Origin of the sequence: Microcoleus sp. FACHB-831 (assembly GCF_014695585.1) — a bacterium.
GTDB lineage: Bacteria > Cyanobacteriota > Cyanobacteriia > Cyanobacteriales > FACHB-T130 > FACHB-831.
Genome location: NZ_JACJON010000079.1, coordinates 38,242 through 61,543, shown reverse-complemented (window position 1 = coordinate 61,543; position 23,302 = coordinate 38,242). Strand labels below are relative to the sequence as shown.

Here is a 23,302-nt window from a genome sequence, read left to right as displayed (position 1 = left end):
TTTAAGACGCCTTTCGCTTCTGTGACTGTTGTTGGCGAATGGCTCTTGTAGCGGCTTCGTGTGCTTGTAGCGTGCGACTGAAAACGTGACTGCCATCGTACCGAGCCACGAAAAAGAGGAAGTCTGTATTTTCAGGATAAAGCGTGGCTCTTAAACTTGCCAATCCAGGGCTAGCAATAGGGGTGGGTGGTAATCCTGGGTTGAGATAAGTGTTGTAGGGAGAGGCTGTTTTTACTTGGGCAAAAGTCAAGGGCTGATCTGCTGTTTGCCGAAAGCCCAATCCATACTCAACAGTTGGATCGGATCCAAGTTTCATGCCTTGACGCAGCCTTTTTGTGAAAACGCCTGCAATGCGGGGGCGTTCTTCGGGTTTCACAGCTTCTTTTTCCACAATGCTCGCCAGAGTTACCCATTGAACGAGGTTCAATGTGGTACTGTTCTGGCCTTTTTGATAGATAGGCAGAGCCTTCTGTTCAAAATTATCTAGCATTAGGTTGATAACTTGTTGGGGACTAATGCGATCGCTGGCCAACTGGTAAGTATCTGGATACAAAAATCCTTCCAAAAAAGGTAAATCTGCGGGCAACCAGGGGTATTTATCTTTAGGAATTTGGCTAGCAGCAGCAAGAAAATCCTGCGCCTTAAAAAAACCCAAAGATTCAAAATAAGTAGCCATTTGCTGTAAAGACCAGCCTTCGGGAATGGTGAAGCTAAGTTGCATCACGTCGCCAGTCCAAATTTTGCTAGCGATCGCACTTAGCGGCTGAGTCGGAGACAGTTTATAAGTTCCGGCTTTAAAGCCCCCTGGCTGATTGCGCCACATCAGCCAATAAGACCACAGCCTCCAAGCATCAGTAGAGCGAATTAAACCCGCAGCTTCCAAATCTCGGCCAATTTGCTGGGCTGACGTTCCCGCCGGAATACGGATTTGCACTGTTTTATCTCCACCCTGCGGCGATGTATCCGGCATGACAGGCGGAGCGCTTGCCCAACTCCACCAAGCCCAGCCTTGCCACGCACAGATACCCAGAATCATCGGCAATAGAGCCAGATAAAACCACCACTTGGAGATGCCTATGCCTGCTTTCATTTTCACTTGTGGTAAAAACCGCTTACCCTTAAAAAAAGCCAGGATTGCTCGATGGCGCTAGTTATAGTAATTTTATCTACCACCGCGCGATCGCATGACTTTTTGTGGCTATTCCAATTCATCAAACAGCCTATCTTCTAAAAGCGGTTGTATTTTTTTAAATTCCTCTGGTGAAAGTAGCTCTGGTTGACCTTGGTCATTAAGTCGCGCAAAGAACAGAAGCGGGTCGAGGGGAGTATAAATTGAATACTCCTGGTCTTCATAGTAAAAAGAAGCCAGCAGTTGAAATTGTTCTGGCTCAGTGTCGGTTTCCTCATCCTCAACTTCGAGGGTAAGAATTTCATCCTCCTCAATCGGGGGCAAGTCACCGGCAACTGTAAGAGCAAAAGCCGTGCGGTTGAGGGCGAGGTTTTGTTCTGACAAAACTGCTTGAGCAGTAGTAAAAATTTTGTCAAGTTCTGCCTCGTCTTCGACGAGGGTAGCTTCGGCTTCCTCCTCGTCCCCGTCCCAGGCAACAATTTCTACTGGCGCGTCAGTGGGTAGCAGGAGGAGGTATTCCTCCCCCTCTACTTCCAAGGAATGCTCAATGTAGCACGAGAGAGTGCGCCCATCTGTATCCGTAAGGGTGACAGATGCTGCACTAGAATATTCATTCTCTTCAGGAGATTGGGATGGGAACATGGCAGATATGCTGCTATCTACAGTCAAAGGTACTGAGAAACCGCTAACCTCATCGCTAATAAACGCTGGGGGTGCAGGTTGCAAAACTCAGGATATCACGGACTCAGCCAGAAAGCGTCTGCATTAAAAAGGGAATGGAAAATAGGGAGTGGGGGCTTTCCGGACTCCAGACGCCTATTCCCTATTACTAAATAGGATTAACCAGATGCGGCTATTAGTTTTATTCGTTCCCGCCTACCCAGACGAACACTGCCGCTTCATATTCTGGCAACATAATTGTTACCCCATCCTCACGAGATTCTACGTCATAGCTGCTCGTGCATTCATGCCAAGTACCCGCAGCTGGGAAGTTAGGAATTTTATAGTCCATCAAAGATTTATCTGAGAAATTAGCGACAACTACAACACGAGAACCCTCATCGTTCCAACGAACGTAACCCAGCACTTTAGCTTCTGAGTTTTCGTGAAAAAACTCAATATTCTCAGTTTGAAGGGCAGGAGTTTGTTTGCGTAATGCAATCAAAGTTTTGTAATCTTCCAACAAACTGCGATTCGCCTCATGTTTTAATATCGACCAATTTAGTTTGTTTTGCTGGTTTGGTGTTTGGCGCGTATATTCACCAAACTCTTCACCCATCCAAATCATGGGCACTCCCATTGCTGTCATCAGCAAAACAGCGCCTAACTTTGCCCGCTTAATCGCTTGTTCCTTATCGAGAGTGCGGAGGTGTTCCTCTGCCATTAAGTGATCGCGGTCGTGACTGGCTAGATAATTGATTACGCTAGTAGCACCTGAATAGCCTTGCTGCTTGCCGTCCAACGCCTCTTTGAGCCGATCTATGTTGAAGGTGTCCCCAGTAATATTTTCTATTGCAAAAATCCGAAAACTTTCATGCCAGCAAGCGTCTAATGGCCCTTCTGGAGTAACTATGCTGCTAGTGTCGGGAATGTGTTCGGCAATGTTATAAAATGGCTTGTTGCCAGCAGCTTTTTTGGCTTCTTCAACGACCCAGTAAAAAAAGTCATTATTAGCAAGCTGACGCACGGCATCGAAGCGAATACCATCAATATGATATTCTTCGATCCAGTACCGCACTACATCGCCAATGTATTTCCAAGCGGGCTTGATGTCTAATTTTTCGTCATAGTTATCGTAATTAAACTCTGGACCCCAATAATTAGCAGGATCGTCGGGATAGTGTTTGTCGTGGTAATACCAGTAATCGCGATCTATCTGCAATAAAGGGCATTTGTCCTCACAGTGGTTGTAAATTCCGTCTAAGATAACGCGAATGCCTCTACCATGGCATTCGTCAATTAGTCGTTTCAACTCTGCGGTTGTACCATAGCTAGTTTCTGTAGCGAAAAAATGCCTTATTAAATAGCCCCAGCTATAATTTCCTGGATATTCATTTACTGGCATCAACTCTATTGCGTTAATACCCAGTTCGCTTAGGTAATCTAATTTCTCAATAACGTGCTTGAATTTATTGCGATCGCGCGGCTCATCACCTGAAAAGTCGGCGACGTGCATTTCATATATAACTAACTCATGATTTTCAGGTAGTGGCTTGTCGTCATTCTGCCAAACATAGTCATCGACAATTCGTTTTCCGTTTTTGATTTGTACAATGGCATTTTTAGTGGTTTCATCAACGTCAGTTGCGTAGGGATCTATTACTTCTAGCCATTGCTCTGGGTTTAAAGATGGGGTTTTTGATTGTATGCGAAATTTATATTGATAAACGCCATCCTCCAGCTCTACTTTAGTGCGGAAATAACCATTCTCACCTTTTTTCATTGATATCTCTTTCCCTTGATTGAAAGAGCCAATTAATCTTGCTTCTTTATTATTAGGAGCAAATAAGTTAAATTCAATCAAACTCGGCATGAAATTTTCTATTTCCTAATATCAACGGTGTGAATAAAAGCATTTTCCCTACTAAGAGTGTGCTTGCCATCACTCTGCGGTCATACAAATTTGACACTTTTATATAAGTTGTTAAATATTTTTTATGCTATAACCATTTAGCAATAGGTTAATTTATATCTAACTTTAGACGGATGTTTATGAAAATATTAAATGCCGCTAAGGGTAGAGTTAGGTGCAAGCCTAGATAGAGAAGATAAGAGAATACTTATCAAATATAAAGCAATAAAAAATGCTAGCAATATCACAATGGCTTCCTCTGCTATCTAGTGCTTGCCTTGGTGTAATGTTTATTATTCTTGCTTATTATTATGCTGCAAGTTTTGTATAGTCAACCAACTAGGCCAAATACATCGAATAAAATCCGATCAATTTAGATGAACGAGTTTAGCAAATTAGAAAAAAATGGCCGATGTGCGATCGCGATCGCACATCGGCCATTTATTCAGACATTGCCACATCTGCCTCTTACCCATAGCGATTTTCCCCGCTCATCATTTAAGCCGCTTGAACAGCGACCTTAGCAAGAATAGGCGATCGCGTTTCTAAATCAAATCGATATCCTTGTGGCAGAATGTGTAGCTTGGCGCCGCAAATTGCCATAGCCTCATCCTTTAATAATTGCTCCAAATTGCTATGAGTAATCTCTGCCACATCGATAACAGTAACAGCACCTTCCCCAATAACTTCAAACTCTTTACCATCAACAAGCACAGCCGTATTTTCATCAATGCCTAATCCCAATACGGCTGACTGAATAACCAAGGCTGAAATTAAGCGTCCCAATCTTCCGCACTGTGCGAAATGCTGATCCACTACCACTCCTGGGAGAAAACCCATACCAGGCTGCATTTCCACAACATTAACTCTGGGATTTGTCTCCGATTCACCTTCAACGATCATCATGTCTGGCATCACAGCAGCTCCAGCGCTTGTACCTGCTACTACCATGCCTTCAGAAAAGCGTTTGTGAATAGCAGCATCGATCTCTGTGTCCTTAATTATGCTAGCGATGCTAGCTTGGTTTCCTCCAGTAAAAAATACGCCTGTTGCGTTTTCAATTGCTAATAGCGCACTGGATGAGCTTGCATCTTCGCGGCACACAGTATCAACTATGCGAACATATGCAACCCCTAACTGCTCAAACACTTTGATATAGTTTTGTGCAACTTCGCGAGAGAGTTCTATAGCGGCTGTCATCACGACAATTCTGGCTTTCAGTCCTCCAGCACATCGAAGGAACTCCCGCAGGATCTTGCATTCCCCCGTTTTGTCTTCCGCACCGCCAATAATCATCAACTGTCCGCGTGTTTGACTCAACAGCATTTTTTAAATCTCCTGTTCGCTAGATGTTTATCAACCTGACAATCTCGGCACTTATCAGGAACGGCGGCTACCACCTCGCTTAAAAATTTGTTGGCTCTTCTCACTCAACACACAGAAGGGCGGTGGTGATATCGCCACTATTTATGTTAAGCGAGTATGTGAGAAACGATACAAAAAGTCTCTATAAGATCATTCTCAGGGCTTATATTTTTGTGATAAATAGGAAAAGCCCAAAGAGCGATCGCTCTTTGGGCTTCTACAATCAAATCAACCAATATTATTAGATTAGGCAGCAACAGTCGGTTGCATTGAACTTGGAGCTACGTTATCCAGGATAGGCTTTCGGGTTTGCAGGTCAAAGCGATATCCGTCGGGAAGAATATGCAGTTTGGCTCCGCAAATTGCTAAAGCCTCATCCTTCAAGATTTGACCCACGTTGGTATGAATAAGGTCTGCCACATCTACAACAGTAACAGCACCTTCCCCAATAACTTCAAACTTGTTATCGCTCACTATCACCGCTGTATTCTCATCAATACCGAATCCCAAGACAGCAGGTTGCTGTGCCAAGGCTGAGATTAAGCGTCCCAAGCGCCCGCGCTGCAAGAAGTGCTGATCGACCACTATCCCCGGCAGGAAGCCCATACCAGGCCCCATATCCACAACGTTAACGCGGGGATTTGTTTCAGAGTCGCCTTCAATTATCATGATGTCTGGCATCATGGCAGCTCCAGCGCTTGTGCCTCCGACAACGATTCCTTCTTGATAGCGTTTGTGAATAGCAGTATCAATCTCGGTACCTTTAAGAATGCTGGTGATCCGAGCCTGATCTCCTCCAGTAAAAAAGACCCCAGTAGATTTTTCAATCGCTTCTAGGTAAGAGGCGGAACTCGCATCTTCTCTCTCAACGGTGTCAACGATGCGGACATCCGCAGCGCCCAACCGCCCAAATACTCTGATATAGTTTTCTCCGACTTCGCGAGGCAGTTCTGTAGCCACTGTCATCACGACAATACGAGCCTGGGTGCCGCCGGCGCGGCGAACGAATTCGCGCAGAACTTTACAGTCTCCCTCTTTGTCTTCAGCTCCACCAATAATCACTAACTGCCCTTTTATCTCGCTCCCAGCCATATTATCTCAACCTTGTAGTAATTAATTTCAATTAAACAGGACTAGCTAAATGACTAAAACAGCCAATCGGTAGATATTTATACATAAAGCTAAAGCTTTATATGTTAAACACGGTGGTATAAAAATTATTAATGAAGAGCGAAGATATTGTCTTGGGTTCAGCCCAGCCCCAACAACGTATTGTATAGTTTACTTCCCAAAAATTTCACTAACTAGAAACCCGCTTTCTTTGAGAAAACGGGTTTGGGTAAGTTTAAGTACTTTGGGTAAATAGGGAAAGCTACACATTCCAAGGGGAATGTCTAATTAACGCGCCTGCCTAAGTAAGTTGCCTAAGATAGCGCGTGCATATTCTAGAGGAAAATGCTTAGGTTTCCCATTACAAACAATTTGGTACTCCGAGCTTACTGGCCCATCGCCATAACCAGAAATAAGTTTCCGGTGGAAAGCTTCCTCAGCAAGTTGTCGCACTTCATATCTGAGATCAGCTTTGGTGCTATTCATAGACTGCTGTCTCCGCAATGCTTTCTTCTATTTATAAGGAGTTTGGGTTGCTATTACACCTGTCGCAAGTCATAGGTCTAAGTAAATTAATTTGACTATGCCCTGCGATAGCTGAAGAATTCCTCGAACAGAGCTAAAGTACATTCTCCAGAGTAGTTACGGAAAAGGAGGGAATCAATGGTGCAAAACAAAGTAGCCGAACCATACCGCGTCAATGCTAGAAAAACCGACGCTTTTGATATTTTCAACTTCAATCATTACATTGGCCCTAACCCATATTTGGATAGGGCTGCATTAGTATTTGATTTTGCTTTCACGGGCAATTTGGATCCGCGACCGCTGGAAGATTATGTAAAAATTATTAGCGATCGCTATCCGCACTTGCGCGATGAGACATACGAATCCTATGCCCAATTGTTCGCTCGCAGCATCTCAGAAGTGGGTAAGCTCGATATGGGTTTGCACCTCGATCGCTGGAGTGTAAAACAATATGAAAACTATGTGAGAATTAGCGTTCAAGCAATCCACGCACGCACAACGAGGGGCGTAGTTTACGGCGTTTGGGACTGGTTTGAAGCAATTACTCGCGATCGCGACTTTGAAGTAGAGTTAGAAGCTCAAATCAGGATGCTTCAAGATCAATTCCGCTCATCTGTCTACGGCGGGCCAACAGTGTATGCTTTGTTACGCACAGCCGAAGAGAAAGGGATTCCTGCCTTTTATCTGTGGGATGAAGGACTGATGCAATATGGCTACGGGAAAAACCTGATTCGCGGCGTAGCAACAACATTTGATTGCGACAGCCATTTGGATTCAGACTTCACAACACGCAAAGATGACTGTAAAGCATTTCTAGGTACTTTGGGCTTCCCAGTTCCCAACGGTGATATAGTCAGCTCCGAGAAAGATGCCGTAGCAGTAGCTAGAGAGATTGGCTACCCAGTAGCCATCAAGCCCGTTATCGGTCACAAAGGAATTGGGGTGACGGCTGACGTGCAAGATGCAGAAGAAGTTAGATCTGCGTTTAGCAGGGCACTCAAAGCGATTCCTGAAGATCAGCCAAAGCAGATAATTGTCGAAAAAAGTATCAAGGGGTCAGATTTTCGCTTGCTGTGCGTTAACGGCAGATTTGTAGCAGCGACAGAACGCCGTCCTGCTTCGGTTGTGGGTAACGGACGTTCAACTATTGCTGAGTTGATCGAGCGCGAAAACCGCCAACCAGCACGTCTGGATACGCCTACCTCGCCTATGGGCAAAATCCAGTGCGACGAAGCGATGGAACTGTATTTGGAAGAACAGGGATTGTCATTAGACAGCGTAATTGAGAGCGATCGCACTGTCTCTCTTCGCAAAGTCGCCAACCTCTCCGCTGGAGGTCTGAGCATAGATGCAACGCACAGCGTTCACCCTGACAACATTGTTTTAGCGCAAGACATAGCACAGCATTTCCGCCTCACTTGCCTTGGGATTGATGTAATAGCCGAAAGCCTTTCAAAATCTTGGAAAGAAGGCAATTTTGGCATTCTCGAAATCAACTCTGCACCGGGCATTTTTATGCACCTTAACCCTGCTCTTGGTGAAAAAGTTGACGTGCCCTCTCATATCCTGGAAACATTCTTTAAATCAGGGTCAGATTCGCGCATACCGATCGTCACCTTTAACCGGATTTCAGTTCACGAACTCCAGGAAACTATCGACCATATTCTTTTGCAACACCCCGACTGGACTATAGGCGCTGTTTGTCGCGAGGCAGTTTTTGTTAATCGTTCTGAAAAGATCCTCAACAAGGATTACAACACCAACGTCAGAAATTTGCTTCGCAATCCCAAACTTGACTTGCTAATTGCCGAGTATGACGATAGCGTGCTAAAAACCGATGGAATGTTTTACTACGGTAGCAACATGGTAGTTCTGGATAATCCAACGGAAACTGAGATGACCTTGGCACGGGACATTATCGACGATTCGACCGTAGTTGTTAAGGAAGGCAACAACGTTTCAATCAAGCACAAAGGCTTGATTGAACAGTACGCGCTAGGAGAAGGAGAACCCTTCACCCGTGTCTATTTAAAGGAAATTCCCACCGTACTGTGAGCTACCCTAACGGTAAATTGCTGATAGGAATTTAAGAGCGTTATTAGCCTGGAGAGGTTAGCACTCAGGAGCCTGCGGGAACTTAAGGGCTAATCTCTCATTGCTGGCGATCGCTCAATCGACTAGGGAAAACACTTGCCAGATTACTGCGATCGCCCACAAACGCTCCTAGTTGGGCAAATTGCCACGGCGGCGGGAGCGACCAAGTAAACCAAAGACACCCAACCCGATCAACGAAGCAACAGTACCAGGTTCAGGGACGGAAGTGGCAGCGAGACCGACGAGGTTAACGTTACCGTTACCCACCGTGCCTAGTGTTGTGGCAGCGCCTGTAGATAAGTTGATGTTGTATAGCGTCGAGCCGGAGGCTGCGAAAGCAGTATTGTTGCCACTGCTAGGCGAGAAAATGTCAAAACCTCCCGTCGAGCCAAAGTCGATGCCGAGGGAGCCTATTGTTTGTAGAGTGCCATTATTGGGCGGGTTTTGCAGAACCAATACGTCTAGAGCAGAGTCAATACCAAAAAGTTGGGTTGTCCGACTTACCGAGGCTCCGCCAGGGAAGGAATTTGTATAAGCCGCAGCGGTGATGTTCGGGTTAGTTCCGGCGTTGGCGTCCCCAGCCGCATAAGCTAAGGTTCCATCTGTAATAACCGCTCCCGTATCTACGTTGGTGCGGAGGTTCTGGTCATTGGCCCCATTAAGGCGCAGGCGGTCGGGTACTGGGTTGAAGTCAAATCCTGACTGGAGTCCTGCATTGAAGGCAGTGGACAGGGTACTCACGAAAGTAGCAGTACCAGTGGAGTTGTCAATGGTGTAAAGGCGGTTGGTGTTGGTGACGCCGTATAGCAAGCCGTTGGCTGGACGAAAGTCAATACCAAGTAAAGTGCCCTCAACGCCAGTAACCCCAATAGTTTTAGTACTGCTGGTGTCGCTGGGGTTGAACAAAACTAGAGTGTTATTGTCTGTTAAACCAGTCAGCTGGATGGTGGCTGCATTTGCGGGGTTGACGACGCCTAGTAGATCTAGTGTCGTTGCTACAGCCAGCGTGCTGATGATTGTAACGAGTTTATTTAGTTTCATGGGTAATTTTCTAAGTGGTAGTTGTTTCTAGTTTTGTCGGCAAAATTCAAGCCACCCTAAACCTACGCAAATTTACATAGGTTTTTGATGGTCTGCCAGGTTTACGTCGTTACTACCCCTCTAGATTTCTTTAAAAGTCGAAATTTACATAATCTTTAATTAAGCAGCCTGTTTGTGAAGGAAGTGTAAAGTTTTGATTAAGTGCTGCTTTAAAATACTTAGATTGGAGAGCGATCGCCAACCGCCGGAAAACTTCGGCTGTCAAACCGATGTTTCCCGGCGGGTGTCAATTAATTCAATTTTGTGGCTTTACTGCCAAACAAACACTTGAGCTTCGTAACTCCCCAAGTCTAGTCTGATGCCATCTTCGGCAACTTCGACATCATAATTTCTCGTCCACTCGTGCCACGTCCCAGCTTCTGGAAAGTTTGGAATGTGATAACCACCCAGGAAATTATCTGAGAAGTTAGCAACGACTACAACGCGAGAACCTTCACCATTCCAGCGGCTGTAGGCTAACACCTTAGTTTCAGGATTTTCGTGGATAAAATCAATGTTTTCGGTGTAAAGGGCGTGATTTGTTTTCCGCAGGTGAATTAAGCCTTTGATGAAATCAAACATACCGCGATTGAGTTCATGACCGAGTAGGGTCCAATCGATTTTAGCTTGTTCGGTTGTTTTGTATTTGTACTCGCCAAACTCTTCACCCATCCACAGCAAAGGGACTCCCACTGCTGTCATATTGATGACAGAACCTAATTTTCTGCGCTTAAAAGCTTCTTCATCTAAAATGCCGCGATCGCCCAATTCTGCTAACACATGGTTGTGATCGTGGTTAGTTAGGTAATTCACAACATTTGTAGCTCCCATGAACCCTTGGCGCTTGCAATCAATTACATCCTTAAGGCGCTCTAAATCAAACGTATCTCCGCAGATATGTTCCAAAACGCAGTGATAGAAACTGTCGTGCCAGCAGCCATCCATTGGCCCATCTACATTAGTGATGCTGGGATTTTCAGGTATGTGTTCGGCAACGGTATAAAAAGGTTTAGGGCCAGCGGCTTTTTTAGCTTCCTGAACTGCCCAGTGCATGAAGTCATAGTTGGCAATTTGTCGCGCTGCGTCGAAGCGAATGCCGTCAATGTGATACTCTTGAACCCAAAAGCGTAGAGTATCCCCAGCAAATTTACGCGCTGGGAAAGTATCTAAACTTTCATCGTAAAACTCGTAGTTAAACTCTGGCCCCCAGTTGTTATCGGGGTCGCGAGGCGAGTGGTGAAACCAATAGTCGTGGTCGATTTGCGTCAGAGGGCTTTCTGCTTCTGAGTGGTTATAAATACCATCCATGATGATGCGAATACCGCGAGCATGGCACTCATCAATTAGGTTTTTTAATTCTTCAGTGGTGCCATAGCTAGATTCTGAAGCAAAGAAGTAGCGAGGGTTATAACCCCAACTATGATCGCCTGGATACTCCTTGACTGGCATTAACTCAATGGCGTTAATTCCCAGTTCGCATAGATAATCTAATTTTTCAACAACGTGTTTGTATTTACCGCGTGCGTAAGGATCATCTTCTCCGCCAGAGAAGTCGCCAACGTGCAATTCGTAAATTACTAATTCGCGATCGCTCGGTAGTGGCTTATCGTCATGTTTCCAAACGTAGGTATCAACAATACGTTCGCCGTCTTTGATTCTTACGTTACCGTTTTGTGTGGGATTATCAATATCTGTGGCGTAAGGATCTACTACATCTACCCATTGATCTGGTTCAAAAAACCACGATTTAGATTGTACGCGGAATTTATATTGATAAACGCCATCTTCTAATTCAACTTTGGTACGGAAATAACCATCTTTACCTTTTTCCATGGGGATTTCTTCCCAGTTAGAAAAAGAGCCAATTAAGGATGCTCCTTTGTTGTATGGTGCAAATAAATTAAATTCAATGGGACTTGCCATAGAAGTACTTGAAATTTGACGTAAAAAAGGACAACAACGGTATTTTCCTGCTTTCAAGCTAGCTAATGTATCGTTCTGGAGGCATAAAATAGCTTGAGGTGGAATAATTCTTAAGAGATAAGAGTTAATCAGCCTTAAAAGCTGTTTAAGAGAAAATTCTGCTGATAAAGCCTGAAAATAGTCAATAATGCTAGATAACGAGTGATAGAATCTACTGCCAATAAACGAGCGTGCATAAATATGGGGGCGGAGTTTAGCCCCGCCCCCAGACAAGTTATTGTGGTGTGTGAAGTTTGCTTTTTTGCTAATTTTTAAGTGAAATTACTGGCTCAAGTAGGCGATCGCTGCTCTGATCCAATCTTCCGCATCTTTGCTCTTAGCAACTATTGCATCCTGACCTACAGCAGAAATTGCCTGCGCCACCTCAGCAGTGCTATATCCCAAAGCTAGTAGTGTCATATCCACATCTTCTAAAATCCCTGGCGCGGGTGCTGTTCCCGCAGGAGTGCTTAACCCTATGGAAGTGCGCCATTGTGCTAGCTTGGTTTTTAGCTCCAGCGCCAGTCTTTCTGCTGTTTTGTTACCGACACCAGGAGTTTTGGAGAGGGCGCGGGTGTTGCCATTAACGATCGCCTGAACTAAATCTGGCAACCCAAGAGTATCTAACAGAGCGATCGCCATATTTGCACCAACCCCACTTACGCTCACCAACTGCCGAAACAAATCGCGCTCCGCCGCAGAACCAAACCCATACAGAATGATTTGGTCTTCTCTAATTTGCAAGTGCGTGTGTACTTGCGCCGTTTCTCCAATCGATAACACTTGGGTCAGTCGCTGCGGAACTTGCAGATCGTATCCAACTTGGTTAACTTCTAGGGTGAGGGTGACGCGATTGCCGCTACTTTGTTGGACGAGCGCCACCGTTCCTTTGAGATAGCCGATCATGGCAAAAAGCCAAAGTGTTTTAAGCCTTCAAGGATACCACCCGCACAAGCCCCAGCAGCCATATAACGGTAATCCGTCTGGTTGGCTTCGTACCACTGTCTGAGTTCAGGCATAGCATTGCCGACGATAATGCCTCGCGGTTCTCCTACGCTAAGTAGGGCAATGTCATTTCCAGAGTCACCACACACCACCGTCCGCGTGGCATCGATTCCCCAGACTTTTCGCAAAAACTGCACTGCCAAACCTTTGTTACCGTTGCGCGGAAGAATGTCAAGGTCTCTGCCGCCACTGTAGACCAGTTGAATGTCTAAGCCCCGTTGTTTTAGAAGGGAGTCTAGGCGGGGCAGCACTTCTACTGAAGCTTCCTGGCTAAGGTGATAGCTGACTTTGAAAGGGCGTTGCTCTGACCCTGGTTGGGGTACGAGGTCAGCAAAACGAGCGCCTGTAGCTAACACCACTTCCCGGTTCCAGCCTGGGGAAAGTTGTTTAGACCAAGCTGGGTCGGGGTTGCCGTCTCCCTCGTTGTAGTAGATTTCTGTACCCACTGCCGCTATCAGGGCATCGGGCACTAACAAATGCTTTTCGGCTAGGAGCAGACGATAGAGAGCGAGGGAACGACCCGTCGCATAAACAATTTTTGTCCCTTGTTGCTCGCGATGCCGATCAAGCTGCTGGTTGAGTTCTCCCAAAGCTTGGTCATCGCCCACTAGGGTATGGTCTAAATCTGTTACAAATAGAAATTTGGCCACAGCAATCTCGCGTATCACTTGGAATCATCCCACTGGATTATTGTCCTATAAGAGCGCAGATCGCAGCGTGGGTTATATCACGTATTGTTTTTACAATTGCTCTTTGGTGTCAACAGCGACGATATGCAAGGTAGCTGCACGCGATCGCCCCTGTTCTAGGCAGGGTTGTTTTATTTCCTTCCTAAAATCGCCTTGTCGCTAAATATCGCTTCAGTTTTTGTTTTATCCAACAATTGGTCTACGCCAACTTCACGCTCGTGGGTTAGGGCTGTTTTGTATGGTGAAGGGTAGGCTAAAGATGCTTTAGCCTCGCCTCAGCCACTTCAAATCAAGGGCATCTAGAATCCCTATGAGGATTTAAACATTATTGTAATTATCTCCCCTAGCCCCATCACCGGAAAACAATCCTAGAAGCGGCCCTAAGATAGCTCCGAAAGCGAATCCGCCAGCATGCGCCCAGTAAGCAACTCCACCACTTTCCATGCCGATGTTTGTAGGCACATTCAGGCTGGCGACGCCATACAAAGCCTGCTGTACAAACCACAAACCCAAGAAAAGGTATGCGGGGAGTCTGGGAAAGGTGAGGAAGGGGCCGAGGGGGAGTAATGTAAGAACGGCTACTTTGGGGTATCGGATGATGTAAGCGCCCATAACGCCAGCGATCGCTCCACTAGCTCCCAATGAAGGAATTGTAGAATTTTGGGAAAAGAACCACTGCGCTAATCCTGCCAAAACACCGCAAGCAATGTAAAAAACCAAATACTTAACGTGCCCCAACCGATCTTCAACGTTGTTGCCAAAAATCCATAAAAACCACATATTCCCCAAAACGTGCGCCCAGCCACCGTGTAGGAACTGCGATGTTACCAAGCTCAACCACTCCGGGACGACCTCATTTCCCACTGCCGGACAACTACTTGAGAGTTCGCAGGGAACTACGGCAGCAAGGTGCATAAACCTGTCTAGTTGGGGCTGATTTAAACTCAGTTCATATAGAAAAATCAATAAATTTACAGCAATCAGCGCGTATGTGACATACGGAGTAATAGTGGTGGGATTTTCGTCTCTTAAAGGAACCACAGACTTTTTTCCTAACTATCCAACAGTTGACAACAGAATAACTTACTTGATCTTTAGCTGTCTTTTCATCTGTGGATAGATCTCCTATGCCCAATCTCATACCTCTCGCGTCATAGATGATGGTAAGTATGCATAAAAAAACCCCTCTTGATATAGAGGGGTTAGTGCATCGCCAAGGAAGAAATCCTTGCCACTTTACCAGCCTTTTTCGGACTTCTCTAGAACGTAGGTGGCTACGTCTTCAATTTCTTGAGGATTGAGACGACCACCAAAGGCTGGCATAGCATTCTTCCCGTTATACACCTGCTTGGTAATTGCCTCTAGCGAGTTCATAGCATACTTGTCGAGGGCTTCCTTCTTCAAGTTTTTGTTTGCCATAATCACGTTGCCACCGCCTATGTGGCAAGCCGCACAGCTGTTGCTGAAAATTTTGGCACCATTGTCTGCATCACCTGCTAGAGCTGGACGAGTCCAGGAAAATGCAAGCACAGCGATCGCTAACATTACAACCGATAATAGCTTTCTCAACCTGAATCTCCTCTTCTCAATACTTAACAGCCAATTTTGACAATCCCTTATAGGAATATTCTATGATTCCTTAAGGTTTTTCTATCGATCTGACTAGCACTGAGAAGAAATTATCAACACAGGGATAATTCAGATTGAGTTGCTCATCGAGTTGATGTATGTTCTAGCCTTCGACTGTGATTTTACCAATCATGCCTGCGCCTTGGTGGGGTTGGCAAAAGTAAGTGTAGGTTCCTGCTGCCGCATCTGCTGGGAAGGTTGTCTCGTAAGTATCTCCAGCCTTATTCAGAAGCTTGGGATGAGACAGTTTGGTTGCCAGATCCTTATCTCCGTTTGGTACTTTCTTGTTGTCAAAGACAACATTGTGGGGAGCGAGTTTATTATTCACCCACTGCACAGTATCTCCGGGCTTAATTGTCACATTAGCGGGTACAAACTTCAGTCCCCCGTTATCCGACCCCATTTTAACGGTATAGGTTTCTGCCGCTGCTGGGGAAGCTGACAATACAAAGCTGCCTACTATCAACAAGATTGCAGACAATACTACAGCCATTCTTCGTGAAATTGCAGCCATGAATTTCATGGTTTCCTCTTCCCTATCTATAGTTAACTTCTTAATTTTATATTATTTAGATTTTTTTATGTTTATAAATTAGTTAAACGAGCTTTTTAGCCCACTATACTCAGTAATTATTTTGGGTTGGCACAGGAACTACAGGAGGGGTAGTTCCTATGCTTTGTGGTTTATCTTAACTGGGGAAAACATCTGCGTGAATTCCCCACTGAGACACTAGCGCACGGCTTTACCGCCACCCCACTGTTCGCCCACAACTTTGGGTTGTAGGAGAATATGACCGGCGATCGCGTACAGATCGTCTTCGGTGAGATTTCTCATCTCAGCAAAAATATCTGCGCTCTCGATAGCTGGGTGCAGCTCAGCGATGTTAGTTTCCCCGTCATAAGTGGTTGGATGTTTCATGTAATCCACCAGGGAGGCGATACTATCACGAGGAGGAGTTGCGAGAGCCAAGTCATTGGGGCCTAGTCCCACGTTGAAATCTGTCTTGGTAACGCCCCCCGTATGGCATTTAGCGCAAGCGTAGTTGAACAGGCGTTTGCCTTCCTTGACTTGTTTGAGGCTCAAGGTGACTTGTTCGCCCTGCTCGTTCAGTTTCACGGTGCGGGTGGCTTCATCCAGTTCCAGCGCCGATGCACTGCTGACAACAAGTTGAAATGTAAAAAATACAGTGGCCACAGCAAGCCAGATGTATCGCTTAAGCATGGTTCTCCCTAAAAATGCGATTAGTTTATTAAACGCACAACACAGCAAGGCTCCGATCGCTGCCTATACCCCAAAGCACAACTAATTATCAGGCAAGGCTATCCCCACCATCGGTGTCTGAGTGCTGTCTTTGAGACAAGATTTTAGACATAATTGCCTTTGCGTCCTCCAGAGCCAGACGGGTCTTTTCGGTTTTATAGGCAATTCCCAGGCGATCGCACAGCTGGAAAACTTCCTCTACACTGAGGTTGTAGTCGGCGGCGATTTCAGCAATTGACAGGTCTGCAAAGCCCATGGTTGTGTACTGACATTAGCGCGATCGGAAGCCAGTTTATATGAATATCATCCCACGTTGGGGTACGCCTGCGGTTGCGATCGCGCTTGTTTGGGATGGGATCGATCCCCATTCTAAATTTAAGCTCCCAAGTGTACTGTTTCCGTTCTGGGAACGACCATCGGGGAAGCCGGACTCGGTTGGTGCAGGCGAATCAGACTTGCCAAAGTTTTCTTTAACTGGGTGCGAGGCACGATCGCGTCTACAAAGCCGTGGTCTAACAAATACTCCGAAGTCTGAAAATCGTCTGGTAGCTTTTCTCTAAGTGTTTGCTCGATGACGCGACGCCCTGCAAATCCAATAGTTGCCTTTGGTTCTGCCAAAATTAAGTCTCCCAGCATGGCAAAACTGGCTGTCACGCCGCCAGTCGTCGGGTGAGTCAAAACGGGGATGTATAGGAGTTTTGCTTCTCTATGTAACTCCAAAGCACCTGATATTTTTGCCATCTGCATCAGGCTTAACATCCCCTCCTGCATTCTCGCCCCACCTGATGCACAAACAATCACGACTGGCAAGCGATTTTTTGTACCGCGTTCGATCAGGCGGGTGAGTTTTTCGCCAACGACAGATCCCATACTGCCGCCCATGAAACGGAAGTCCATGACACCGAGGGCTACAGGCAAGCCCTCAAGTTGCCCGATACCAGTTTGCACGGCGTCTACCAGACCAGTTTTGTCTTGAGTTTCGCGCAAGCGATCGCTATATGGTTTGCGATCGCGGAATTTTAACGGATCGGTCGGACGCACCTGCTCATCCAAAGCCTTCCAAGTACTAGCATCAATCAGCTGGCGGATGCGTTCGTCGCTGTACACCCGCATATGATGGTCGCACTCCAGGCAAACCATATCATTAGCTCGCAGGTCTTTAGTGTATGCCAGCACCCCGCAAGCCTCACACTTAGTCCACAGCCCATCAGCAATTTCGCGTTCTTGGCGCTCTTGACTAATCTGACCGGATTTGGGGCGATTTGCAAACCAATCGAATAAAGACATTTGTTAATGGGGAATGGAGAATGTTTAATTGTCTGCTGTCTTTTATCAAACTACCAGGAAGAAATTCACCCTTCGCCAATGACACAATTAGTCATTAACAATTCGATTAAATTTCTTTCGCTTCGGCCTGGTCGTCCTCAATCGGACTCAACAGCAGCAAAGCAGTCCACCGATCCTTGGATAGAACTTGCAAGTGGGCTGAAGTCCCTTGCCCGAAATATGAGGTAATTCCCAAGTCAAGAACCCTACTAGGGATATCATGAGCTGCTAGTACCTGCTGCATTAATTCAGCTTCCCAGCGGGCACAATTACTTTTTATGGTTATCCAAGACACGGGTACATCTTATCAATACGGCAGTATCCAGGTAAATCAGGGGCGTCATATCGATTTTGGATTGGGGTTTGGCTGGTAAAACAGAAGATATGAGAAATTTTAAGCTTTTGGCAATTGGAGGGGTATCTTACTGAGTGAGAGGGAAAAATAGCCCCAAATAGGCTTCCAGAATCGCCTCTCCCCAAAAAGTTGCCAAAACTGCACCGATTGCTAGACATGGCCCAAATGGAAATCGTCTTTCCAGCCAGCCCAGCGCGATCGCCCCCCCACCACCAAACGCACCCACCACACAAGCCAGAAACCCAGCCAACAACAAATACTTCCAACCCAACCACGCTCCCATCATCGCGGCTAAGTAGGCATCTCCATCCCCCATAGCTTCTTTTCTGAAAATTATTGACCCTAAAACTCTGATTGTGTCAAATACCCATATACCGACAACAGCACCGACAATACCCGACATCAAATGATGCGCTATGGATGCAGGCGCCCCCGCCCCCGCCGCAGCTTGATATACCAAACCAGCAATCAAGCCGGACTTAGTAAGTACACCGGGCAAAGTCATCGTGTCTAGGTCGATGAGGGATAAAGTCAGCAGCCAACTGAAAAAAAACCAATAACCTATGGTTGCCAAGGAGTAGCCAAAAGCCCAGAAAACCATCAGAAACAGCACTCCCGAGGCTGCCTCTACCAAGGGATAGCGGCTGGAAATTTTAGTTCGACAATGACGGCATCGCCCGCGCAAAAACAACCACCCTAAAACCGGGACGTTATCGCGCTTTTCCAGTCGATGCATGCATTGGGGACAGCGAGAAGGGGGCCAAAGAATCGATAAATTATTTGGCAGTCGGTAAACAACCACATTGAGGAAGCTGCCAATAGAAGCGCCCAGAGCGAAGACAATTACAGCAGCAGGCAAATCTATCCAAGTATCCATAGATCTTTTAGTGGCTGACGGTGATGGTTGGAGTTAATTAACTAAAATTTTGCACCAGTCGTCCGGGATTAAAAACCACTAGCGATCGCCTGCAAATGTTCATCATGAACATTATTATCGCAAAAATCAGCTTGCCCCAAACGAACAATGAACCATCAACCACTAATAGATTTCAGACTCAATTTGACTAAAAGGCACAAAACATTCTTGGGGTAAAAGGACTGGTTTCCCCGAAAAAATGAGCTTACCCCGGTAAGTATAGCGGTGAATAGCTACCCCAAGAGGACGCTGTAGCCGTTGGGGATGGACTTCCGAGTAAGTGCGATAGATCTGTCGAGCTGCTCTAATTAAAGCGGGATCTAGCAAGAGGGGCAGATCCATGCGGTCGTTCCGATTTTCTATGCGTTGCTGTGTTGTGTATACCACCCACCTACCCCTATTATTAACGCTCGACTTTAGTGTACCTATGAAATTACGACAAGGGTACAGTAAGTTTTGTATGTTTGTGCATGAGATCGCTAGTCTTCCAGTGCCTTAATCAAAGAATCACCCATTGCGCGACACCCTAAAAGATTCATCCCTGCGGACATAAGATCCCCAGTGCGATCGCCTTTATCCAAAACTTTTAGGACGGCTTGCTCAATTTTATCTGCTGCTGCTGGTTGGTCTAACCCATAGCGCAGCATCATCGCCGCACTCAACACCTGCGCTAAAGGATTAGCCTTATCAAGTCCTGCGATATCTGGGGCTGAACCGTGAACTGGTTCAAAAACGCCGGGGCCAGAAGCACCTAAACTAGCAGATGGTAACATGCCGATACTGCCTGTAAGCATAGCAGCTGCATCAGAAAGAATATCACCGAACAGATTGCCAGTCACAATTGTGTCAAACTGTTTAGGCCAACGCAGCAGTTGCATCGCCGCGTTATCTACATAAAGGTGAGATAGTTCGATATCTTGGTATTCCTTGGATAACTCGGTTATGCGATCGCGCCACAACTGCGACACTTCCAACACATTTGACTTATCCACAGAGCATAGTTTCCCGCCCCGTTTCCTTGCTGTCTCGAACGCTACACGGCCAATCCTGTCAATCTCAGATACAGTGTAAGCCATAGTATTGACGCCGCGCTTCTCACCCGTTTCCGTCTCAAAAATTCCTCTGGGTTTGCCAAAGTAAATTCCCCCGGTGAGTTCGCGCACCACCATGATATCGACGCCCTCGACAACTTCCCGCTTCAGCGACGAGGCATCAATCAATTGGGGTAATATCTTCGCAGGGCGCAAATTTGCAAATAAATCCAGTCCAGCACGCAATCCTAGCAATCCGGTTTCTGGACGTTGATGGCGCGGTAGGTTATCCCATTTATAGCCGCCGATAGCAGCTAGCAAAACAGCATCGCTGTTGCGACAAGTTTCTAGAGTTTCAGCGGGTAGGGGTTCCCCAGTAGCGTCAATCGCCGCACCCCCCATCAGACATTCTTTAAATTCAAACTGAATATCAAATTGTTTGGCTATGACTTGCAGCACATCTACCGCTACTGCCATAATTTCAGGGCCAATGCCATCGCCAGGTAAAAGAGTAATGCGGTAGTGCTGTGTCATAGTTAAATAAAAATTCTTGCGAGTTATTAATATACATGGCAAGTGTACCCGAAAGACAAGTGGGCGATTTTACCTAATTAACTATATCGGTCTGACGATTTCCCCGAGCGCTATTTTCGCCGTTATCACTTGTCAGAGTTTCAGATCCCCGGCTTCTCCAAGAAGTCGGGCATCTCACATTCACCAATTATTTAATACCGCTCTATCTGGCTTCAACAACTCTATCTTCTGAACCCCGCGCAACGGACTATTGTCCGTTGCGCGTCTAACCAGATACTTTTGAAGAGCAGTTGAAGAGGCAGCATTTGGTTAGACAAATACAATTAATATATTATGATGTTACGGTGCAAAACACAAGTAATTTACCATTATTTTTTCTTATTACTGATAAATAACTAAGAGAAGCTTGGATAGAAGAACAAGGCGATCGCATCTTTATTTCCCACTCATCATACCTTCATTTTTAAAAAGTGGTTTCAATTTTGCACAAATTAGGCAAAACCCTGTTTGAGCTTTCCTTGCACCATCCCGAATAAGTTTTGTAGATACGAGCGATCGCTATTCGTTTGGGCAACAAATGGAGTAACAGACACAGGTGAACTACTAATCAGGGAGGTATCAAAATTTGATGAGATGGGGGTGACTTCTACCACCAAACCTGCCATCATTAGGCGAAAGGCAATCTGTTGAACTTTGCCTGTTGTTAGACTTAAATTTTCAGCGATCGCTTCTAACGAAATTTTTCCCTCAGCCAACTCCCAAACTTCACGCTCTAGTATGTCTAACTTGAAGTTAGGCTTGCCTAAATTTGTACGATTTAAAGCTGAAATCGTCGCTGGTAGGTTGTCTGACAGAGAACCCCAGTCTCTAAGTACCCGCAAACCCATTAAAGTTGCTCTTGCTGCTGACAAATTTAACCCCGTCATTCCCGTTTGGGGTAAAGTCGCCATTGGATCGAAATCAGCCTTACCTTCTTTAAGTTTAAACAATCCACAAACTGGGTGGATTACTTGAGCATAAAATAACACCTTCAATTGTTCCGAGGTTAGCGCATCTTCAGCCCTCATAAACATTCCCAGAGGTGCATTTTCAGGACAGCGAGAAACAAGCTCGGTAATTGTTTGATGCGAAAGCCAGTTTCGTTGTTCAATTTTAGATATCAACCCTTGACCATCCGCATTAGTGTCTAGGGCTAAAATGCATCCCCGCTCTAGCCAAATATAATAACTTTCCCCTCTTTGCTCGTTTTCATCTCTGGGTGTATGAATCGTCAGCAATCCAGTTTTATAGTTGAAAGCGAGGAAATGAAAAATTTCTGCTAAAGACACTTCCGATAATTCACCTTTAATAATCATAATTACCTCCATTAGATTTTAGATTAGATAAACAATATGTATGGCGGATTAAACGCTTTTTAACCTCGTCGCTTCCGTATTGTTATTGTTCAAGATTTTAGTTAGGGGAGTGGTGATACAATTTCGAGATAAATGGTGATATTGAATTAAACAAGATCGTGATGTTGAGGAGAAGTTAGGGTGATACGTTGTTAGAGATTGCGTGACGTAGGTCACAAAACCCGCTTTTCAAGCCGGAGGGAAGTTCTCACAATAAAATTTGCAAGCAATAGGGGACGGGCGCGATCGCTCTCATCTCAAGCCATGCCTACTAGAACAAGTTGCAATTTGCGAAACAGTCGTGCCAACTGCTGTAGGGAAAGGTTAGGCTATTGGTCAACTTACTATCCAACCGACCGCACTCATGGCAAATGAACTGGCAATCCGTACATGCGGACTCACTAAGCAATTCGATCGCCACATTGCTGTCAACGATGTCGATTTAGAAATTAAAGCCGGAGAAGTCTACGGGCTGATTGGACCGAATGGAGCCGGAAAAACATCGCTGATCAGGATGTTAGCTGCGGCTGAGGAGCCAACTATCGGCGAAATTTATATAAATGGCGATCGCCTCCTGCGCGATGAAAGCAACCCCACCCTGAAGCGACGGCTTGGCTATCTCCCCGACGACTTCCCACTTTATGACGATTTAAATGTTTGGGACTACCTAGAATATTTTGCCCGTCTCTATCGCTTGCGCGAACCCCGTCGCAGTTCTCGCCTTAGAGAAGTGTTGGAACTCGTCCAACTTACCAATAAACGCAATAGCATTATTTCTACCCTATCGCGGGGGATGAAGCAGCGGTTGAGTCTTGCACGTACTATTATTCACGAACCGATTGTTTTGCTATTGGACGAGCCTGTTTCTGGCTTAGATCCAATTGCCAGAATGCAATTCCGCGAAATTATCAAGACGTTGCAAGAAGCTGGGATGACAATCTTGATATCGTCCCACGTACTCAGCGACTTAGCAGAATTGTGTACTTCAGTGGGAATTATGGAACTGGGTTATCTAGTAGAAAGTGCGTCGCTAGATGAACTTTACCGCCGCCTCAGCCGCCAGCAAATTTTTGTGTCAACTCTCGGTAGGTTAGATGCACTGACGGCGGAACTAAAAAATAACCCGTTAGTAGAAACTTGGGAAGTATTGCCCGGACAAGAGCGCGTGCGGATTAATTTTGCAGGAGGGCCAGAAGATTGTGCAATCCTGTTGCGATCGCTCGTTTCCGCTGGTATTCCCCTAACAGAATTCCACACAAGTCAAGAAGACCTGGAAACCATTTTCCTCAAACTTGGACACCAGCAAGCATCATAAATTTCAGATT

At 45.8% G+C, this 23,302-nt stretch carries 24 protein-coding genes; 2 read left to right on the top strand and 22 right to left on the bottom strand.

From position 1 onward, the window contains the following. Position 1 precedes the first annotated feature (1 nt). The 6 genes from mltG to H6F77_RS25575 form a co-directional block, all read right to left on the bottom strand. A complete protein-coding gene (mltG, locus tag H6F77_RS25605) occupies positions 2–1,090 on the bottom strand; it encodes an endolytic transglycosylase MltG (protein ID WP_190491753.1) in 1,089 nt (362 codons plus the stop codon). 108 nt (positions 1,091–1,198) lie between these two features. Then, the gene (locus H6F77_RS25600) at positions 1,199–1,855 is read right to left on the bottom strand and encodes a DUF3727 domain-containing protein (RefSeq protein ID WP_375335973.1); all 657 of its coding nucleotides are present in this window, start codon (positions 1,853–1,855) and stop codon (positions 1,199–1,201) included. Between the two features lie 136 nt (positions 1,856–1,991). Further along, the gene (locus tag H6F77_RS25595) at positions 1,992–3,662 is read right to left on the bottom strand and encodes an alpha-amylase family glycosyl hydrolase (protein ID WP_190491752.1); all 1,671 of its coding nucleotides are present in this window, start codon (positions 3,660–3,662) and stop codon (positions 1,992–1,994) included. Between the two features lie 537 nt (positions 3,663–4,199). After that, a complete protein-coding gene (locus H6F77_RS25585; RefSeq protein ID WP_190491750.1) occupies positions 4,200–5,027 on the bottom strand; it encodes a cyanophycinase in 828 nt (275 codons plus the stop codon). 285 nt (positions 5,028–5,312) lie between these two features. Next, on the bottom strand, positions 5,313–6,158 hold the full coding sequence (locus H6F77_RS25580; RefSeq protein ID WP_190491749.1) for a cyanophycinase: 846 nt from the start codon (positions 6,156–6,158) through the stop codon (positions 5,313–5,315). Between the two features lie 306 nt (positions 6,159–6,464). Next, positions 6,465–6,662 carry a hypothetical protein gene (locus H6F77_RS25575; RefSeq protein ID WP_190491748.1) on the bottom strand — a complete coding sequence of 66 codons (198 nt, stop codon included), beginning with the start codon at positions 6,660–6,662 and terminating at the stop codon, positions 6,465–6,467. A gap of 177 nt (positions 6,663–6,839) precedes the next feature. On the opposite strand from H6F77_RS25575, the gene H6F77_RS25570 reads away from it, so the two are divergent. Further along, complete coding sequence (locus tag H6F77_RS25570; protein ID WP_190491747.1) at positions 6,840–8,756, top strand: acetate--CoA ligase family protein; 1,917 nt, start codon at positions 6,840–6,842, stop codon at positions 8,754–8,756. A 168-nt stretch (positions 8,757–8,924) separates the two neighbouring features. Here the strand turns inward: H6F77_RS25570 and H6F77_RS25565 are convergent, their stop codons facing one another. The 16 genes from H6F77_RS25565 to H6F77_RS25495 form a co-directional block, all read right to left on the bottom strand. Beyond that, on the bottom strand, positions 8,925–9,836 hold the full coding sequence (locus H6F77_RS25565) for a DUF4394 domain-containing protein (RefSeq protein ID WP_190491746.1): 912 nt from the start codon (positions 9,834–9,836) through the stop codon (positions 8,925–8,927). 130 nt (positions 9,837–9,966) lie between these two features. Then, a complete protein-coding gene (locus tag H6F77_RS28620; protein WP_255515883.1) occupies positions 9,967–10,101 on the bottom strand; it encodes a hypothetical protein in 135 nt (44 codons plus the stop codon). 44 nt (positions 10,102–10,145) lie between these two features. Continuing rightward, entirely contained in the window at positions 10,146–11,798 is a 1,653-nt protein-coding gene (locus H6F77_RS25560) for an alpha-amylase family glycosyl hydrolase (protein ID WP_190491745.1), read from the bottom strand. A gap of 321 nt (positions 11,799–12,119) precedes the next feature. Next, the gene (gene ruvA, locus H6F77_RS25555; RefSeq protein ID WP_190491744.1) at positions 12,120–12,743 is read right to left on the bottom strand and encodes a Holliday junction branch migration protein RuvA; all 624 of its coding nucleotides are present in this window, start codon (positions 12,741–12,743) and stop codon (positions 12,120–12,122) included. Continuing rightward, the gene (locus tag H6F77_RS25550; RefSeq protein WP_190491743.1) at positions 12,740–13,492 is read right to left on the bottom strand and encodes a sucrose-phosphate phosphatase; all 753 of its coding nucleotides are present in this window, start codon (positions 13,490–13,492) and stop codon (positions 12,740–12,742) included. Before H6F77_RS25550 ends, ruvA begins: the two co-directional genes overlap by 4 nt. A gap of 357 nt (positions 13,493–13,849) precedes the next feature. Next, positions 13,850–14,572, bottom strand: a complete 723-nt coding sequence (locus tag H6F77_RS25545) for a rhomboid family intramembrane serine protease (protein ID WP_190491742.1) — start codon at positions 14,570–14,572, stop codon at positions 13,850–13,852. A 195-nt stretch (positions 14,573–14,767) separates the two neighbouring features. After that, positions 14,768–15,100 (bottom strand): cytochrome c6 PetJ, encoded by a 333-nt coding sequence (gene petJ / locus H6F77_RS25540; protein ID WP_190491741.1) that lies wholly within the window; start codon positions 15,098–15,100, stop codon positions 14,768–14,770. Between the two features lie 163 nt (positions 15,101–15,263). Next, complete coding sequence (gene petE, locus H6F77_RS25535; RefSeq protein WP_190491740.1) at positions 15,264–15,683, bottom strand: plastocyanin; 420 nt, start codon at positions 15,681–15,683, stop codon at positions 15,264–15,266. Between the two features lie 207 nt (positions 15,684–15,890). Next, positions 15,891–16,382 carry a photosystem II cytochrome c-550 gene (gene psbV, locus H6F77_RS25530; protein WP_190491739.1) on the bottom strand — a complete coding sequence of 164 codons (492 nt, stop codon included), beginning with the start codon at positions 16,380–16,382 and terminating at the stop codon, positions 15,891–15,893. An 88-nt stretch (positions 16,383–16,470) separates the two neighbouring features. Next, entirely contained in the window at positions 16,471–16,677 is a 207-nt protein-coding gene (locus tag H6F77_RS25525; protein ID WP_190491738.1) for a translation initiation factor IF-2, read from the bottom strand. A gap of 119 nt (positions 16,678–16,796) precedes the next feature. Further along, positions 16,797–17,708 carry an acetyl-CoA carboxylase, carboxyltransferase subunit beta gene (gene accD / locus H6F77_RS25520; protein WP_190491737.1) on the bottom strand — a complete coding sequence of 304 codons (912 nt, stop codon included), beginning with the start codon at positions 17,706–17,708 and terminating at the stop codon, positions 16,797–16,799. Between the two features lie 106 nt (positions 17,709–17,814). After that, positions 17,815–18,042, bottom strand: coding sequence for a hypothetical protein (locus tag H6F77_RS25515; RefSeq protein WP_190491736.1), 228 nt, complete (start codon positions 18,040–18,042; stop codon positions 17,815–17,817). Between the two features lie 127 nt (positions 18,043–18,169). After that, complete coding sequence (locus H6F77_RS25510; RefSeq protein ID WP_190491735.1) at positions 18,170–18,979, bottom strand: prepilin peptidase; 810 nt, start codon at positions 18,977–18,979, stop codon at positions 18,170–18,172. 162 nt (positions 18,980–19,141) lie between these two features. Next, on the bottom strand, positions 19,142–19,405 hold the full coding sequence (locus H6F77_RS25505; RefSeq protein WP_190491734.1) for a hypothetical protein: 264 nt from the start codon (positions 19,403–19,405) through the stop codon (positions 19,142–19,144). Positions 19,406–19,497: 92 nt separating this feature from the next. After that, positions 19,498–20,583, bottom strand: a complete 1,086-nt coding sequence (gene leuB, locus H6F77_RS25500; RefSeq protein ID WP_190491733.1) for a 3-isopropylmalate dehydrogenase — start codon at positions 20,581–20,583, stop codon at positions 19,498–19,500. Between the two features lie 491 nt (positions 20,584–21,074). Beyond that, positions 21,075–21,938: a DUF4388 domain-containing protein gene (locus tag H6F77_RS25495; RefSeq protein WP_190491732.1), complete on the bottom strand. Its 864-nt coding sequence runs from the start codon at positions 21,936–21,938 to the stop codon at positions 21,075–21,077. A 403-nt stretch (positions 21,939–22,341) separates the two neighbouring features. Here H6F77_RS25495 and H6F77_RS25490 point away from each other — a divergent pair, with 403 nt between their 5' ends. Beyond that, positions 22,342–23,292 carry an ABC transporter ATP-binding protein gene (locus H6F77_RS25490; protein ID WP_190491731.1) on the top strand — a complete coding sequence of 317 codons (951 nt, stop codon included), beginning with the start codon at positions 22,342–22,344 and terminating at the stop codon, positions 23,290–23,292. Positions 23,293–23,302: the final 10 nt, after the last annotated feature.

Bases quoted from the DNA above. Each gene is read 5' to 3' on its own strand.
- H6F77_RS25570 (WP_190491747.1), top strand. From the start codon at position 6,840: ATGGTGCAAAACAAAGTAGCCGAACCATACCGCGTCAATGCTAGAAAA.
- H6F77_RS25510 (WP_190491735.1), bottom strand. From the start codon at position 18,979: ATGGATACTTGGATAGATTTGCCTGCTGCTGTAATTGTCTTCGCTCTG.
- H6F77_RS25575 (WP_190491748.1), bottom strand. From the start codon at position 6,662: ATGAATAGCACCAAAGCTGATCTCAGATATGAAGTGCGACAACTTGCT.
- H6F77_RS25490 (WP_190491731.1), top strand. From the start codon at position 22,342: ATGGCAAATGAACTGGCAATCCGTACATGCGGACTCACTAAGCAATTC.
- H6F77_RS25585 (WP_190491750.1), bottom strand. From the start codon at position 5,027: ATGCTGTTGAGTCAAACACGCGGACAGTTGATGATTATTGGCGGTGCG.
- H6F77_RS25525 (WP_190491738.1), bottom strand. From the start codon at position 16,677: ATGGGCTTTGCAGACCTGTCAATTGCTGAAATCGCCGCCGACTACAAC.
- mltG (WP_190491753.1), bottom strand. From the start codon at position 1,090: ATGAAAGCAGGCATAGGCATCTCCAAGTGGTGGTTTTATCTGGCTCTA.
- H6F77_RS25495 (WP_190491732.1), bottom strand. From the start codon at position 21,938: ATGATTATTAAAGGTGAATTATCGGAAGTGTCTTTAGCAGAAATTTTT.
- ruvA (WP_190491744.1), bottom strand. From the start codon at position 12,743: ATGATCGGCTATCTCAAAGGAACGGTGGCGCTCGTCCAACAAAGTAGC.
- petE (WP_190491740.1), bottom strand. From the start codon at position 15,683: ATGAAATTCATGGCTGCAATTTCACGAAGAATGGCTGTAGTATTGTCT.
- H6F77_RS25560 (WP_190491745.1), bottom strand. From the start codon at position 11,798: ATGGCAAGTCCCATTGAATTTAATTTATTTGCACCATACAACAAAGGA.
- accD (WP_190491737.1), bottom strand. From the start codon at position 17,708: ATGTCTTTATTCGATTGGTTTGCAAATCGCCCCAAATCCGGTCAGATT.
- psbV (WP_190491739.1), bottom strand. From the start codon at position 16,382: ATGCTTAAGCGATACATCTGGCTTGCTGTGGCCACTGTATTTTTTACA.
- H6F77_RS25595 (WP_190491752.1), bottom strand. From the start codon at position 3,662: ATGCCGAGTTTGATTGAATTTAACTTATTTGCTCCTAATAATAAAGAA.
- H6F77_RS25565 (WP_190491746.1), bottom strand. From the start codon at position 9,836: ATGAAACTAAATAAACTCGTTACAATCATCAGCACGCTGGCTGTAGCA.
- H6F77_RS25580 (WP_190491749.1), bottom strand. From the start codon at position 6,158: ATGGCTGGGAGCGAGATAAAAGGGCAGTTAGTGATTATTGGTGGAGCT.
- leuB (WP_190491733.1), bottom strand. From the start codon at position 20,583: ATGACACAGCACTACCGCATTACTCTTTTACCTGGCGATGGCATTGGC.